This window comes from Kitasatospora sp. NPDC001527 (assembly GCF_040298605.1).
GTDB lineage: Bacteria > Actinomycetota > Actinomycetes > Streptomycetales > Streptomycetaceae > Kitasatospora.
This window is the reverse complement of the sequence record NZ_JBEPAM010000042.1, coordinates 63,049-77,524: the sequence shown is the minus strand read 5'-3', so window position 1 is coordinate 77,524 and position 14,476 is coordinate 63,049. Positions and strand designations below refer to the sequence as shown.

Annotated in this window: 16 protein-coding genes; 5 read left to right on the top strand and 11 right to left on the bottom strand. The window is 74.5% G+C overall.

The window, feature by feature from the left end; genetic code table 11:
• Positions 1-93: 93 nt before the first annotated feature.
• The 6 genes from ABT238_RS29705 to ABT238_RS29680 all read right to left on the bottom strand — a co-directional run bounded on the left by ABT238_RS29705 (position 94) and on the right by ABT238_RS29680 (position 4,598).
• Positions 94-864, bottom strand: a complete 771-nt coding sequence (locus ABT238_RS29705; protein WP_350571780.1) for a CDP-alcohol phosphatidyltransferase family protein — start codon at positions 862-864, stop codon at positions 94-96.
• 110 nt (positions 865-974) lie between these two features.
• A complete protein-coding gene (locus ABT238_RS29700; RefSeq protein ID WP_350800446.1) occupies positions 975-1,691 on the bottom strand; it encodes a YidC/Oxa1 family membrane protein insertase in 717 nt (238 codons plus the stop codon).
• Between the two features lie 98 nt (positions 1,692-1,789).
• On the bottom strand, positions 1,790-2,086 hold the full coding sequence (locus ABT238_RS29695) for a DUF6412 domain-containing protein (protein ID WP_350571784.1): 297 nt from the start codon (positions 2,084-2,086) through the stop codon (positions 1,790-1,792).
• A 77-nt stretch (positions 2,087-2,163) separates the two neighbouring features.
• Positions 2,164-2,712, bottom strand: coding sequence for a hypothetical protein (locus ABT238_RS29690; protein ID WP_350800427.1), 549 nt, complete (start codon positions 2,710-2,712; stop codon positions 2,164-2,166).
• Positions 2,709-4,172: a hypothetical protein gene (locus tag ABT238_RS29685; protein ID WP_350800420.1), complete on the bottom strand. Its 1,464-nt coding sequence runs from the start codon at positions 4,170-4,172 to the stop codon at positions 2,709-2,711. The genes ABT238_RS29690 and ABT238_RS29685 overlap by 4 nt, the downstream gene beginning before the upstream one ends.
• 3 nt (positions 4,173-4,175) lie before the next feature.
• Positions 4,176-4,598, bottom strand: coding sequence for a type VII secretion target (locus ABT238_RS29680; RefSeq protein WP_350800411.1), 423 nt, complete (start codon positions 4,596-4,598; stop codon positions 4,176-4,178).
• Positions 4,599-4,726: 128 nt separating this feature from the next.
• On the opposite strand from ABT238_RS29680, the gene ABT238_RS29675 reads away from it, so the two are divergent.
• Both ABT238_RS29675 and ABT238_RS29670 read left to right on the top strand, forming a co-directional pair.
• Positions 4,727-5,011 (top strand): type II toxin-antitoxin system Phd/YefM family antitoxin, encoded by a 285-nt coding sequence (locus ABT238_RS29675; RefSeq protein ID WP_350571792.1) that lies wholly within the window; start codon positions 4,727-4,729, stop codon positions 5,009-5,011.
• Complete coding sequence (locus ABT238_RS29670; RefSeq protein ID WP_350571794.1) at positions 5,004-5,426, top strand: type II toxin-antitoxin system VapC family toxin; 423 nt, start codon at positions 5,004-5,006, stop codon at positions 5,424-5,426. The genes ABT238_RS29675 and ABT238_RS29670 overlap by 8 nt, the downstream gene beginning before the upstream one ends.
• 6 nt (positions 5,427-5,432) lie before the next feature.
• Here the strand turns inward: ABT238_RS29670 and ABT238_RS29665 are convergent, their stop codons facing one another.
• From ABT238_RS29665 to ABT238_RS29650, 4 genes are all read right to left on the bottom strand, one after another.
• The gene (locus ABT238_RS29665) at positions 5,433-5,999 is read right to left on the bottom strand and encodes a hypothetical protein (RefSeq protein WP_350800392.1); all 567 of its coding nucleotides are present in this window, start codon (positions 5,997-5,999) and stop codon (positions 5,433-5,435) included.
• The gene (locus ABT238_RS29660) at positions 5,992-6,468 is read right to left on the bottom strand and encodes a hypothetical protein (RefSeq protein ID WP_350800384.1); all 477 of its coding nucleotides are present in this window, start codon (positions 6,466-6,468) and stop codon (positions 5,992-5,994) included. The genes ABT238_RS29665 and ABT238_RS29660 overlap by 8 nt, the downstream gene beginning before the upstream one ends.
• A 110-nt stretch (positions 6,469-6,578) precedes the next feature.
• Positions 6,579-7,700 (bottom strand): Gfo/Idh/MocA family protein, encoded by a 1,122-nt coding sequence (locus ABT238_RS29655; RefSeq protein ID WP_350571800.1) that lies wholly within the window; start codon positions 7,698-7,700, stop codon positions 6,579-6,581.
• A 304-nt stretch (positions 7,701-8,004) separates the two neighbouring features.
• The gene (locus ABT238_RS29650; protein WP_350571834.1) at positions 8,005-8,745 is read right to left on the bottom strand and encodes an HAD-IIA family hydrolase; all 741 of its coding nucleotides are present in this window, start codon (positions 8,743-8,745) and stop codon (positions 8,005-8,007) included.
• Between the two features lie 372 nt (positions 8,746-9,117).
• On the opposite strand from ABT238_RS29650, the gene ABT238_RS29645 reads away from it, so the two are divergent.
• The 3 genes from ABT238_RS29645 to ABT238_RS29635 all read left to right on the top strand — a co-directional run bounded on the left by ABT238_RS29645 (position 9,118) and on the right by ABT238_RS29635 (position 12,495).
• Positions 9,118-10,368, top strand: a complete 1,251-nt coding sequence (locus ABT238_RS29645; RefSeq protein WP_350800372.1) for a low temperature requirement protein A — start codon at positions 9,118-9,120, stop codon at positions 10,366-10,368.
• 168 nt (positions 10,369-10,536) lie between these two features.
• Positions 10,537-11,214 (top strand): uracil-DNA glycosylase, encoded by a 678-nt coding sequence (locus tag ABT238_RS29640; protein ID WP_502884398.1) that lies wholly within the window; start codon positions 10,537-10,539, stop codon positions 11,212-11,214.
• Between the two features lie 240 nt (positions 11,215-11,454).
• Entirely contained in the window at positions 11,455-12,495 is a 1,041-nt protein-coding gene (locus ABT238_RS29635) for a glycoside hydrolase family 6 protein (protein ID WP_350800364.1), read from the top strand.
• A gap of 43 nt (positions 12,496-12,538) precedes the next feature.
• Here ABT238_RS29635 and glxA read toward each other — a convergent pair whose 3' ends face one another.
• Positions 12,539-14,470, bottom strand: a complete 1,932-nt coding sequence (glxA, locus tag ABT238_RS29630; RefSeq protein ID WP_350571806.1) for a radical copper oxidase GlxA — start codon at positions 14,468-14,470, stop codon at positions 12,539-12,541.
• Positions 14,471-14,476 lie beyond the last annotated feature (6 nt).

The window sequence follows — 14,476 nt, the reverse complement described above, 5'->3', positions numbered from 1 at the left end:
GTCACGGCCGCCCCGTCGGTGGTCCGGGCGAGGGGGGGCGGGCCCGCCGTCCGCGCCTCGGGCCCGGCGTCCTGCGCCGGGCCCGGTGCCCGCTCAGCGCAGTCGCGAGGAGGAGAGGATCGATGCCAGGTGCGCCACCACCATCCCCCAGGTGATCACGGTGATCCCGGCGACCGTCGCCTGCGTCGGGTCGGTGTGGCCGACCACCGCGTCCACGACCGCCGCCGCCAGCAGCACCAGCGAGGCCTCGATCCCGTTGGTCACCCGGTGGATCTTGAACACCGACGCCAGCCGGCGCGCCGTCGCGATGCCCTGCGAGCGCGGCTGCGTCGACTCCTCGTCCGCCGGCGCCAGCCCGCTGCGCGCCCGCGCCACGTCCACCAGGTCGGTCGACGCCTTCAGCAGCACCACGCCCAGCGCGGCCGCCAAGCCCACCGACACCCACAGCTCCGAGCCGCCCCGGGCCGCCCGGATCCCCGCGCCGATCATCAGCGCGGCGTCCGCCAGGTAGGCGCCGAGGCGGTCGACGTAGACGCCGGCGATGCTGAACTGCCTCTTCCAGCGGGCCACCTCGCCGTCCACGCAGTCGAACAGCAGGAAGCCCTGCATCAGCACCGCCGCCAGCACCGCGCCCGGCAGCCCGGGGATCACCAGCGCCGCCCCGGCGCCCACCCCGCAGACCACCATCACCCAGGTGAGCGTGTTCGGCGACACCGAGGTCCGCACCAGCTGGCGGGTGACCCGCAGCGACACGTCCCGCATGTAGAGCCGCCCCGCCCAGTGCTCCCCGTTGCGGCTCGCCAGCTTCGCCTGCGGCTGGCAGACCTCCCGCAACTCGGCCAACGCCGGAGCAGCGACCGTCATGGTCCGACCCTTCCCTTCACCTGTCTGATCCCAGCTGTGTGATCGTCCGGCCGACCGGGCCAAACGATCACACAGGCTAGAGGAGGCCAGCCCGTCCGGCCGACCCGGGCTCAGACCAGCGCCACCCCCGCGGGCTCCGGAGCGCCGTCCCGGTACAGCCAGGCGCGTTCGGCGGCGGACCAGGCGGTGGTGGTCAGCAGGTAGACGCCGGCCGCGAGGGGGACCAGGGCGGCGAACAGGACCGTGCCGAAGGACAGGTACGGCAGCACCGCGAGCCCCGGCTGCGGCGCGGTGCCGCCCGCGGCGGCCTGTGCCGCCTGCGCCGCCTGCGCGCGGCGGGCCCGCCGGAAGCCGACGTACGCCACCGCCGCCAGGCCCGCGTACAGCACGGCGAACACCGCCCCCTGCCCCGCGCCCTGCGCGCTGCCCACGTGCAGGCCGAGCGGGGCGCCGAACAGGGTGTGGCCGAGCAGGTCGTTGGGGGTGGTGAAGAGGCGGTACATCACCGAGAAGAACGGGATCTGCACCAGCATCGGCAGGCACCCCGCGAACGGCGAGGCCTTCTCCTCCCGGTACAGCTCGGCGAGCGCCGCCTGGAGCTTCTCCGGGCGGCCCTTGTGCTTGCGGTTCAGCTCGGCGATCCGCGGCGCCAGCCGGGCGCGCGACTTCTCGCCGCGGGCCGCCGCCCGCGCCAGCGGGTGCAGCGCCAGGCGGACGCAGACGGTGAACAGGACGATCGCGAGCGCGGTCGGGACGACGTGCGCGAGCGCGGCGACGACGTCGTGGGCCAGGCCGACGGCCGGGTCGAGGACAGCGAAGACGGACATGGTGGAGCGAGCCCTCCGGGGTCTCGGGATACGAGTGATCGGCGGAGGACGGCCGCGCCGGGCGGCGTTCCGGGAAGGGACTGCTCTTGCTACCGGGACTACGCGGCCGCCGGGGCCGCTCCCGGGGCCCTCGGGCGTCGACGGCCCCGGGCGTCGGGGTCACGCTGCGGCAGGAACGCCGTCCGGAACGCGCGCCTGCGCAGCGCCCCGGCCCGCACGTTCGCCGGCGCCCGCGCCCCCAGCAGCCGCGCGACGACCAGCGCCCCCGCGACCGCCCCGGCCACCAGCACCACGGCCGCCGCGGCCGCCACCGAGGTCAGCGACCCGCCACCCTCGGCGAGCCACTCCCCGCTCAGCACCCGGAGCACCCCGAGCAGCATCGCGACCACCGCCACGTCCCTGCCCTCCTCTGCGTTCCGGATCCGGGTCTTCAGAGCAGGAAGACGAACGGGCCCGTGCCGCGGTTCCCGGTTCAGGAGGTCTGGAAGGCTCTGACCCACACCTGGCCCGTCCCGTCCGGTTGCGGAGCGAGGCACACGCGGGTGGCGATCCTCTTGGCCGGGGCCGGAGAGAGGAAACCCCCACAGGTCAACGGATGCGCGTCCGACGGGTCCGGTGCACCGGCGTGCTGGAAGCCGTCCATGTCGATGGCCAGTTGGTGCCCGCTGTCAGTCCACTCGGAAACAGGAAGACCACTTTTGAAGTCCTCCAGACCGGTCTGGGGCAGCCGGAACGCGAGGAACGCGAGGTCGTCCTGGAACCCGTTCTGATAGGCCCACCGGACGTCGACCGCCGACGCCGGGATCCCCACACGGGCGAACCGGGACACCTCCTCCGAGCTCACGGTCATCCACGCCCCCGGCCGCCCGCTGTCGGGCTTCGGATGGCGGTCCTGCTCGTAGGCCCAGTACAGCAGAGCCACTCCGGCCGCCAGCAGGATCAGAGGGCCGGCGACCAGGACCCCGATCAGCCGACGGCGGCGGGTCCGCCGGGGATCGGAGAAGGGCGGCCTCTCGCTCATCGAGTCTCCCGTCCGGGGTTCGAGCGCGCGGCATCGCGGGTACCGTCCTGCCCGGCGCCCGCCCCGGGCGGGGAGGACGGCGTGCCGGGAAGCGCGACGGTCACCGGAGTGCTCCGGCCGGTAAGGTCGAACTCTCTGGCCAGTCCGGTCTGGTGGAGCTTGGCCAAGTCGCTGTCCTTGATGTTGGTGAAGGCGATCGGTGTGCTCTTGCCGGGATCCCAGTTGTAGCGGTCCCAGATGTTGACCTGGTACTGGACCGAGACCACAGGCTTCCCATCCGGGCCCGGACGGGCGGTCACCACGCCGGAGGTGGCGTACGGGTGGCTGCCGATCGCCAGGAACCAGTTGCGCTGGGCGGACGCATCGATGTCGCGGTGTGCTACGGCCTCGACCGGGACGGCCACCGGGGCCCCGCCCGACCGCTCATAGGCGTCGAGCGCCAGTTGCCGCCACTCTGCCTGGTGGTCGGTGATCTGCTTGTCCACCCGCCAGCGGAAGTCCGGGTCGTCGTACAGCATCCGGTCCACGTCGACGGCGAGCGGTTCACCCGTCGCGGTCAGGAAGTGCTGCAGATGGCGTGCGGCGTCGGTGTACCCGACGAAGTTCCCGCCGCCCACCAGCAGCGCCTCGGCGGCAGCTCCGTTGGCATAGTCGCCGGCGCTGGGCGGTCGCTGGGCGTAGTCGCCCGCTCCGGCGTCCGGGGCGTGCCATTCGTAGTCGACCGGGCCCAGTACTCCCGCCGCGCGCAGCCTCTCGCCGTCCGATGCCAGCAGCCCGGCGCGGACGGTCGGGTCGAGCGCACCCCACCAGGCCCGCAGCGCCTTCGGGTCGGAGGGCATGCCCGCCGCCCGGACGAGGTCATCACCCGCATTCGCCACCGCCCCCGGCCGGGTGGCCGGGTCGACCTCGGCGGGGTCGAGGGCGCGCAGGGCGGCAGCTGCGGCCGTGTCGGCCTCGGTGGCGGCGGACACCGCCTTGCCCATGGCCTCGACGTACTGCTGGAGCTCGTCCCACTTCCGCCGCTGGTACGCGATCGCGTCCGGGTCGTTGCGGTCCTCCGGCGGCAGGGGCGGCAGCGTCACGGTGCCGTCGGCGGCCACGGTGGCGCCGAGGGCCTCGGCGTCGCCGATGGCGCGCAGCAGGTTCTGCTGGGCCTGCGCGAACGCGGACCGGGCGCGGCGCAGGGCGGCGGTGACGGCGAGCGCCTCGTAGTGGAAGGCGGTCAGCTCGTCGGCGAGCAGACCGATCTCGCGGGTGGCCTCGTCGGCCGCGACGCCGGTCCAGGCGCGGCCGACGCCGGGGGCGAGGGAGCCCGGCGCGGCCCCGGTGAGCGGTTGCAGGACGCCGGAGCGTACCTGGCCGGCGATCTGTTCGGTGTGTCCGGCGACGCCGTTCCAGGTGTCGCCGGCCTTGTCCAGCGATTCGAAGGAGGCGTGTCGCAGCTGCGCGAAGGTCACCACGGCTCACGGCGCCTTGAACGCGGAGGCGGAGGAGGTGTCGGTCGACCGGTAGGCGGCGGCGGTGGCCTCCAGACGGTCCGCCGTCATGCCGAGGCGGTTGTCGAGGCTGGTCCACCGGGCCTTCCACCAGGTGAGGACCTGCGTGAGCGCGGCGCCGGAGGAGAAGCAGTCGGCGGACAAGGCCTGGGCGGCCGCGGCGGTGTCCGGCTCGGCGTGGCTGACCGTGGACCGCAGCTCGCCCTGGAGGCGGCGGGACGCCCCGGCCGCCTGGCGCAGTGCGGCGGGTTCCACCCGGACCGGGGCGCCGGCCGAGGGGCCGCTCGCCCAGGCGCCGGAGGGGCCGCCCGGGTGCGGAATCCCGGAGGGTGGCCCGTCCTGGCCGTAGAGCCATGGATTCTGCTGCGCCTCGGTGGTGACATCGGCCATGGTCGGAGCCCCCCAGCGTGATCGGTCGACCGTCGTACGGTAACGCGGCAACGGTCCGTAGGCGGTTGATTTCGGTGAATGCCGCGCGAGGTGTAGCCGCAGGTGCTACACGGGGCTACCTTGGAAGGATGAAGACGATTACCCAGCGGGAGTTCCGGAACAACTCCGCCGCGGTGATGGACGCCGTGGAGGCGGGGGAGACCTTCCACATCACCAGGAACGGGGTCGAGGTCGCCGAGCTGCGGCCGGTCGTGGGGCGGCGGCGGCTCACGGCGGAGGAGCTGGTGGCGCGGCACGTGAAGCTGCCGCGGGTGGACTACCAGCAGATGCGCAAGGAGGCCGACGAGTACTTCGGGCCCGACGAGCTGGTCGGGGACGAGGACGGCGACCCGTTCGAGCGCCCGCGTGGCTGAGCGGCGGCGGGCGTCCCGGCGGCGGCCCGCCGGGGTGCTGGACACCTGCGTCTACATCGACCTGGCGCTGATCGGTCCGGCCGACCTGCCGGCCGTGCCGGAGCTGACCGCGATCACCTTCGCCGAGCTGCAGCAGGGCGTTTCGATGGCCCGCGACCCGGTCAGCCGGGCGGCCCGGATGGAGGTGCTGGGCGCGGCGATGGCGGACTTCGAGCCGCTGCCCTTCGACGCGGCCGCCGCCGCCCGCTACGGCACCCTGGTGACCCTGACCATCGCCGCCGGCCGCCAGCCGCGCCCGCGCCGGATCGATCTGATGATCGCCGCCATCGCCTCCGCGCACGGCCTGCCGCTGTACACGCGCAACGTCGCGGACTTCAAGGGCCTGGGCTCGGCGGTGGAGATCATCGGCGTCTGACCCCGGTCAGCCGCCCGCGGCCGGGAGGGCCGCCGCGCCCTCCCGCTCGACGCGGTCGGCGAGTTCGGCGGCGGCGAGCGCGGCGGGCCCGACGTCGCGCTCGCGCCGCACGACCACGTGCTTCCCGCCGGGCCCCGCGGCGCCGACGACGGCCCAGCGCGGACCGCCGGACCAGCGGAGGAACAGGCGGCGGACGACGTGGTGGAGCCCCACCAGGAGGGCGACGGCGAGGAGGATCAGGAATCCCAGGCCGTCGCCGATCGCACCGTGCGTGAGCGACCCGCGGAAGGCCCTCGGCACGGCCCGGAACCTGCCGAGCCAGACCACGGCGATCCGCACCGGCTCCCCACCGTCCGGGCCGGCGATCTCCGCGAACGCATGGCTCTCGCCCCGCTCGCCCCGTGCCCAGCACGCCCGCAGCGCCGCCGCCCTCCCGGCCCGCTCGCGTTCCGCCCGCGCCGCGTCGGCGGCCGCCGCCTTCCGCTCGAACTCGGCGGTCCACTCCCGCTCCCGGCGCCGCTGCTCCTCCCGGGCGGCCCGGCGCTCGTCCACCTCGGCTGCCTCGTCAGTCATCGGTCGCTCCCGGCGTGAGGGCGGTGGTGCCCTCGCGTTCGACGCGGTCGGCGAGAGCGGCGGCGGCGAGCAGGGCCTGCCTGCGGCGGCGGGTGCGATGGACGGCGACGGGGGTGTTGTCGGCGGTGGCGAGGACGGCGTAGTGCGGGCGGCCGGTCAGCTCGATGAACAGCCAGCGGAGGGCGAGGCCCAGGACGAGCAGGACGCCGCTGAGCTCGGACAGGAGGACGAGCAGGCCGAGGAGGAAGGCGATGAGCTCGTGTCTGCCGGAGTGCTTGTCGGAGTGCTTGCCGGAGGGCAGGCCGACCGGCCGGCCGTCCGGGGTGGTCACCGTGACGGGTGCCCAGTTGATGGTCTCGCCCCGGGCCCAGCTGCGGCGTTGCCGCACGATCGCGCGGGCCCGGGCCCGCTGCCGCTGCTCCGCACTGTCCGTCAGGCCCTGCTGGTACCGCTCCCCCCAGGTCTGCATGCGGTGCAGCGTAGGCGAACGGGAGAGTGGGGCAGCAGGGCCGGCGGGGGCAGTTCAGCGAAGTTCAGCCGTGGGCCGGGCCCACCGTCGCGGGGATCCTCGGCGGGACGTCAGCCGGGGAGGCCTTCGAGGCGCACGGTGGTGCCGGTGGCGGCGGAGGCGCGGGCGGCCTCCAGGACGGTGAGGGTGGCGACGGCGTCGCGCGGATCGACCGGGGGCGGCGTGCCGGGGGTGGCCAGGGCGGCGGCGACGCCCGCGTAGAAGGCGGGGTAGTCGCCGGGGTCGGTGGGCACGGTGACGATGGACTCGTCGGTGCCGAGGACGCCGTCGCGGGCCGGGTCCTCGGCGCCCCAGGGGGCCGCTGCGGCGGGGTCGGGGCGCAGGCCGGAGCGCAGGGCCGCCTCCTGCGGGTCCATGCCGGACTTGACGTACCCGGCGGTGTCGCCGAGGACCCGCAGGTGCGGGCCGACGAGCGGGGCGAGGGCGCTGGTCCACAGGTGCGAGCGGGTGCCGTTGGCGTGGGTGAGGGCGACGAAGGCGTCGTCGTCGACCACCGCGCCGTCGCGCCGGACGTCGATCTCGGCGTACACCGTGTCGACCGGGCCGAAGAGCGTGAGCGCCTGGTCGACGAGGTGGCTGCCCAGGTCGTAGAGGGTGCCGCCGACCTCGGCGGGGTCGGCGAGCTCGCGCCAGCCGGGCTTGGGCTTGGGGCGGAAGCGCTCGAAGCGGGACTCGAAGCGGTGCACCCGGCCGAGCGCGCCCTCGCGGACCAGCCGGGAGGCGGTGAGGAAGTCGCCGTCCCAGCGGCGGTTCTGGAAGACGGTGAGCAGGGTGCCGGTGGACTCGGCGAGCGCGCAGAGTTCGCCCGCCTCGGCGGCGGTCCCGGCCAGCGGCTTGTCGACCACGGTGGCGAGCCCGGCCTTCAGGGCGGCGCGGGCGAGCGGGGCGTGGGTGCGGTTGGGGGAGGCGATGACGACCAGGTCGAGCGCCTGCGGGTCGGCGAGCAGCTGCTCGGGGGTGTCGACGGCGCGCGCCCCGGGGTGCTCGCGCCGAAGCTGGTCGCGGCGCTCCGGGTTGGCGGTGACCACCGCGTCCAGCCGCAGTCCCGGGGTGGTGGCGATGAGCGGGGCGTGGAAGGCGGAGCCGGCCAGGCCGAAGCCGATCAGACCGACGCGGAAGGGCGGGTGGGTGCCGGAGGCGGTGGCCGGGGCTCGGTGCGCGGAGGTCGTCATGGGCCCTACTCAACCACGGCGCGCCCGGTTGCTCCCGGTTTCGGCGCCGCTTCGGGGCTGCTGCGGGTGAGGGGGTGAGGGGGTGTGCCGCCGCCGCGGTGGGGGGCGCGGCGGCGTGGCGTTCACGGTAGCCGGACCGGGGCCGTCCCGCCGAGGGGGGAACGCTGCGGTTAGGGGCACCTTAAGGAGCCCTTGAGGCGGGCATGCTGACCGGCACGGGCGGACGGGCACACGGACGTCCGGGCGGCCGGACGGGCACACGGGCCCGGGGTCCCTCCCCGCACGGAGGACCCCCGGGGCGCGCTCAGATCAGGTCGACCAGATCGGCGATCGACTCGACGACCCGGGTCGGCCGGTAGGGGAAGCGCTCCACGTCCTCGGCCTGGGTCAGGCCGGTGAGGACGAGGAAGGTCGACATGCCGGCCTCCATGCCCGAGACGATGTCGGTGTCCATCCGGTCGCCGATCATCGCGCTGTTCTCGGAGTGGGCGCCGATGGCGTTCAGCCCGGCCCGCATCATCAGCGGGTTGGGCTTGCCGACGAAGTACGGCTCCACGCCGGTGGCCTTGGTGATGAGGGCGGCCACCGCCCCGGTGGCCGGGAGCGCGCCCTCGGCCGACGGGCCGGTCTCGTCGGGGTTGGTGGCGATGAACCGGGCACCCGCGTCGATGAGCCGGACGGCCTTGGTCATCGCCTCGAACGAGTAGGTCCGGGTCTCGCCGAGGATCACGAAGTCGGGGTCGGTGTCGGTGAGGACGTAGCCGACGTCGTGGAGCGCCGTGGTCAGGCCGGCCTCGCCGATGACGTAGGCGGTGCCGCCGGGCCGCTGGTCCTCCAGGAACTTGGCGGTCGCCAGCGCCGAGGTCCAGATGTGCTCGACGGGGACGTCGAGCCCCATCCGGGCGAGCCGGGCGTGCAGGTCGCGCTGGGTGTAGATCGAGTTGTTCGTGAGGACCAGGAACGGCTTGCCGGACTCGCGGAGCCGCTTGAGGAAGGTGTCGGCGCCGGGGATCGGCACGCCCTCGTGGATGAGGACGCCGTCCATGTCGGTCAGCCAGGAATCGATCGGCTTGCGCTCGCGCTCTGCCACGTGGGTGTCTCCTACGTCTTGCGATGGTTCTGGATCTCGCGCATCGCTCCGGCCGGACACCGGTGGCCGGCCGGGCGCCGCTCGGCTGCCCCAACGTGGACCAGCGTAGTCGTCCCCCTCTCCGGCTCCCAGAGCCCGCCCACACCGCGGACCGGTCCCGTCCCGGTCCCGTCCCGGCCCCGGCCCCGCCGCCGTGCCGGGCCGCCGTGCCGGGCCGGTGGATCGCGGCGGTGGCCGGGGTGCTCTAGCCTCGGGGCTGCTGTTGCGGGCCGTGCCCTGGCCGAGGGCCGGGGCGGGGCCGTTCGCCGGGTGCGTCGGGGAGGACGAATGGGCGGCACGGGGGAGTTGGCGGGGGAGCCGGGGGAGAAGCGGGTCACCTGGGCGGAGTTGTACTTCGACCTGGTGTTCGTGTTCGCGATCACCCAGGTGTCGGGGCTGCTGCACCACCATCACGACTGGGCGGGCGTCGTCCGGGCGCTGGTGGTGTTCGTGCCGGTGTACTGGTGCTGGGTGGGGACCACCGTGCAGGCCAACATCCGGGACGTGGACACCGCGCGCGACCGGCTCGGCATCCTCGCGGTCGGGCTGACCGGCCTGGTCATGGCGCTCGGCGTGCCCGGGGCGTACGAGGGGCGGGGGGTGCTGCTCGGGGCCGCGTACTGGGCGGCCAGGATCGTGCTGCTGCTCCTGCTGGTGCGCATCCCGGGCGTCTGGCGCGGGCCGTACGGCGTGGGCGTGATGGTCAGCGGGCCGCTGCTGGCGGTGGGCGGGCTGCTGCCCGAAGGGCCGCGGGTCGCACTGTGGGCGCTCGCGGCGCTCTGCGACCTGTCCGCGCCGGTGGTGTTCCGCCGCCGGCTGGCCGATGTCGCCTACCACCCGGCGCACATGCCGGAACGGTTCGCCCTGTTCCTGCTGGTCGCGCTCGGCGAGTCCATCGTCGGCATCGGCGCCACTGCGGCGGCGGCCCGCCTGGACGCGGCCGAACTCGTCGCGGTCACGGCCGCGTTCACCATCTCGGCCGGGCTGTGGTGGCAGTACTTCGTCTACGCGGCCGACGCCATGCGCCACGCCGTCGCCGTCGCCGACTCGCGCCGGGACGTCGTGCGCCGGGTCTTCCAGTACGGACACCTGGCGCTCGCCGCCGCGGTGATCGCGGTGGCGGTCGGCTTCGGCGAGACGGTGGCCGACCCGCGCCGGGCGCTCGGCGCGGGCTCGGTGGCGCTGCTCTACGGCGGCTGCGGGCTGTACCTGCTGACCTTCGGCTACACGCGCTGGATGATGTTCCGCTCGGTGGCGACGACCCGGCTCGCGGCGGCGGCGGTGGTGCTGGCGCTCGCGCCGGTGACGGTGCGCTGGCCGGCGCTCGCCGCGCTGGTGGCGCTCGCCGTGCTGCTGGTGGCGCTGAACGTGGTCGAGCACCTGCGGGTGGCGCGGGCGGTGGCCCGCGAGACCGTGCGGCCCGCCGGCGGCGCGGTCGGTGACGCGGCTGGTGGCCCGGTCGGTGGCGCGGGCGGGAAGCCCGTCGGCGAGGCGGCGGGCGAGGCGGCCGGGGAGCCGGTTGTCGGTGGGGCTGTGTAGCGTTCGGGGTGAAAGAGGGCGTACGGCGCGAGGGGCGCGATACGCCCGCGGGTCGGGGCGGTGCCGCGGTGAGCGGTCGCCCGGTGGGAGGTAGAGGTCGTCGTGACGGACACGGTCGAGGCGGGGACGGTCGAGGCGAACGTGGGCGAGGCGCAGGCGGGTAGCGGCCTGGAACTGCCGGATTCCTGGCGGGAGGTGCTGGGCGCCGAGACGGAGAAGCCGTACTTCGCCGAGCTGGCGGCCTTCGTGGCGGCGCAGCGCGCGGAGCACCAGGTCTTCCCGCCGAGCGGGCAGGAGTTCTCCGCGCTGGAGGCCACCGCGTACGACAAGGTCCGGGTGCTCGTCCTCGGCCAGGACCCGTACCACGACGACGGCCAGGCCCACGGCATGAGCTTCTCGGTGCTGCCCGGCACCAAGACGCCGCCGTCGCTGCGCAACATCTTCAAGGAGCTGGACGCCGACCTCGGCATCCCGGCGCCGGACAACGGCTACCTGATGCACTGGGCCGAGCAGGGCGTGCTGCTGCTCAACGCGGTGCTCACGGTGCGCGCGCACGAGGCCAACTCGCACAAGGCGAAGGGCTGGGAGAAGTTCACCGACGCGGTGATCAAGGCGGTCAGCGCGCGCGAGGAGCCGGTGGTCTTCGTGCTCTGGGGCAACTACGCGAAGAAGAAGCTGCCGCTGATCGACACCGACAAGCACGTGGTGGTCCAGGGCGCGCACCCGTCGCCGCTGTCCGCCAAGCTGTTCTTCGGCAGCCGGCCGTTCTCGCAGATCAACACCGCGCTGGAGGGCTTCGGCGTCGACCCGATCGACTGGCGGATCCCGGACCTCAAGCAGGCCTGAGCCGCCCTGCCCCCTCGCCCGGTCCGACGGGGCGCCTCCCGATCTGACGGCGCGTCTCCCGGTCTGGCGGCGCCCGCCGTTCATCCCGTAGTGGACGGCGGGCGGCGCCCCCGTGTGCGAAGCTGGGGGCCGGCCGGGGTCCGGCCGGACCGGACCTGGGCGGGGGAGGGGCGGCAGGTGCGCCGAGTGGGGCGAGGGGCGGGGTTCCGGCTGGCCGTGGGGGCGGCTCTGCTGGGACTGGTGGCGGGTGTGACGGGGTGCTCGCAGGGCGGCCCCGAGGGGAAGGCCGACGGCGCCAAGGGCACCGGCGGCGGGAGTCCGACAGGGGCGCCGGCGGCGCCGACCGCGGCGGCCGCGTCGCCCGGGGCGGCCGGCGGCACGCTGCCGCAGCTTCCCGGCCAGACCTTCTACGTCTCCGACCAGACCTCCGTCGCCCGCCAGGCGGCCGCCCTGCGCGGACAGGGCCGCACGGCCGAGGCCGACACCCTGCTGCGGATCGCCGCCCAGCCGTCCTCGCAGTGGCTCGGTGACCAGGCGGCCCGGGACATCGCCGACCAGGTGAGCCGACGTGCCGCCGAGGTCGACCGCACGCCGGTCTTCGTCGTGTACAACATCCCGCACCGGGACTGCGGCCTCTACTCGGCCGGCGGCGCGTCCGACGCCGCCGCGTACCGGGCCTGGATCACCGGTCTGGCGGAGGCGATCGGGGACCGCCGGGCCTGGGTGGTGCTGGAGCCGGACGCGATCGCGCACACCCTGGACAGCTGCGGGGTCAAGGGTGATGCCGCCGCCGAGCGGTACGCCCTGCTGGCCTTCGCCGTCCAGGAGTTGAAGAAGCGCCCGCAGGTGCGGGTCTACCTGGACGCGGGCAACCCCGGGTGGACGCAGGACGAGCGGGCACTGGCCGAGGCGCTGCGCAGATCGGGGATCGCGGCCGCCGACGGCTTCGCGGTGAACGTCTCCAACTTCTTCACCACCGAACGCAACGCGGCGTTCGGCGCGCAGCTGTCCGCCCTGCTGGACGGCAAGCACTTCGTCGTCGACACCAGCCGCAACGGCAACGGGCCGCTGGACGCCGAGGCGTGGTGCAACCCGCCCGGCCGTGCGCTCGGCGCGCCGCCCACGACCGAGACCGGGCGGCCCGGCGTCGACGCGTACCTCTGGATCAAGAACCCGGGCGAGTCGGACGGCGAGTGCGGCCGTGGCGAGCCCGCGGCGGGCCAGTTCTGGCTGCCGTACGCGCTGGGGCTGGCGGCGGCCGGCGCCGGTACCGCCGGGTAGCCGGCCGGCTGGACGGCCGGGTCCTGCGGGGGCGCCCCGCGGCTCAGGGGGTGACCTGGATCCAGCGGGCCTGCGACGGGGTGCCGGCGGCGTCCGTGACGAAGAGCATGTACCAGCCGGGCGGCAGCAGGTTCGGGTTGGCGGGCAGGGTGAGCGTGACGCCGTCCGCCGTGCGCGCGGTGATGTCCAGGGCCACCGAGCGCTGTTCGACGTCGGTGGCATGGGTGACCGAACTCGGCCGGACCAGCTTGGCGGTGGCGATGCCGTCCGGTGCGGGGGTGGTCACCCGGGCGGTGCCGCCGAGCCTGGCGGCGGCCGGGGCGTCGGTCACGCGCGGCCGTTCGCCGCGGAACAGGTAGGGCGGGCTGTAGATCTCGATCCGCTGCTCGAAGGTGCCCGGCTCGGTGTTCGCCCTGTCGTTGAAGAGCGGGTCGGAGCCGAGCACCGCGACCCGACCGTCGGGCAGCAGCAGGGCCTCGGCGTGGTAGTTCCGGCCGACGGTCGGCTCGGCGGCGGTGGTGAAGGTGTTGCTGTCCGGGTGGTAGGTCTGCGCCTTGAGCAGGTCGCTGCGGTGCTTGCCCCGGTAGTCGCGCGAGCCGCCGGTGGTGAAGACGGTGTCGTCGGGCAGGATCACGCTGTTGAGGTACCGGGTGCCGCCGGCCGGAAGGTCCGGGCCCGGGGTGAACGCGGGCTGCGCGGCGGTGAGGTCGGCGATGTCCGTGCGGGCGGTGGAGAGCGGGGACTCGCCGACGCCCCCGCCGCCGAGCACCATCACCTTCTGCGCCTGCGCGGGCGGCAGCAGGACGGAGGAGGACGTCTCGGTGAGCTGCGGGTCGCGCAGACCGGGGACGGGGTGGAAGCTGTTGTCGGTGAGGTCCCAGAGCCCGGGCTCGCGGCCCTTGTCGGCGGGCCCGTAGCCGGCGTTGGAACCGGAGTAGAAGAGCTTGCCGGACGCGGTGAGGAAGATCGACGGGTAGGTCGGGAAGTAGCGGTCGGGCGCCTTGGACCAGGTCCTGCTCGCCGGGTCGTAGATCTCGTTGTCGTTGCCGCTGAGGATCTGGCCGGTGTCGTCCAGCCCGGAGACGGTGACCACCCGGCCGTCGCCCAGGCCGGTCAGCGTCGGGTACCAGCGGGCGTAGGCCATGTCGGTGACCTGCTCGTACATCTCGGTGTCCGGGTTGAACTCGAAGGCGGCGCGGATGCCCTGGTAGTCCTGCTTCTCCAGGGTCATCCGCTCGGCCATGCCGTAGACGTTCCTGGCGTCGGCGCCGGTCAGGCCCTTGACCGTGTACTGGGCGGGGGAGTCCAGCACCGACTCCGGGCCGGCCGCCACCGCCTCCGCGAACACCCTGGCCTCGCCGGCCTTGACGACGGTCGCGGCGCCCGCGCCGGTCTTGGTCGCGGCGGGGACGACCAGGTCGTCGGTGGAGACGTACTCGCGGCCGTCCGGCGCGCGGAAGACGGTGCCCCTGGGGAGGCTGTGGGCGGCGTCCGGGTCCTCGTTGCGGACCCGCATGGTGCCGGCCGCCTTCTTCACCGCGCCGTCCAGCGCCTCGTAGCGGCGGGTGCCGCCGGCCACCAGCATCCGGCCGTCGGGCAGTGCGGTGTGGCCGCCGCAGAACATGTCGGCGGGGGTGGGGACGGCCTTGTAGGTGTTGGCGGCCGGGTCCCAGAGCAGGCTCTTGAAGGTGCCGGCGTCGAAGTTCTTCTGGTTGTTGCCGGAACCGGCGATGATCAGCACCTTGCCGGTGCGCAGCAGGGCGGCGTGGATGGCGTTGATCCGGAACTCGGCGGGGAGCACCAGGGTCTGCCAGTGGCCGTACTCGGCCTTGTAGGCGGGGCGGTTGATCACGTAGTGGTGGTACTGGTCGTTGGCGAAGCCGAGGACGGCGGGCGCGTTCATCCCGGCCACGGTCAGGGCGACGGTGCTGCCGAGGGCGAAGCGCCGGGTGCGGCCGGTGTGGCGGATCTTCACGGTGGT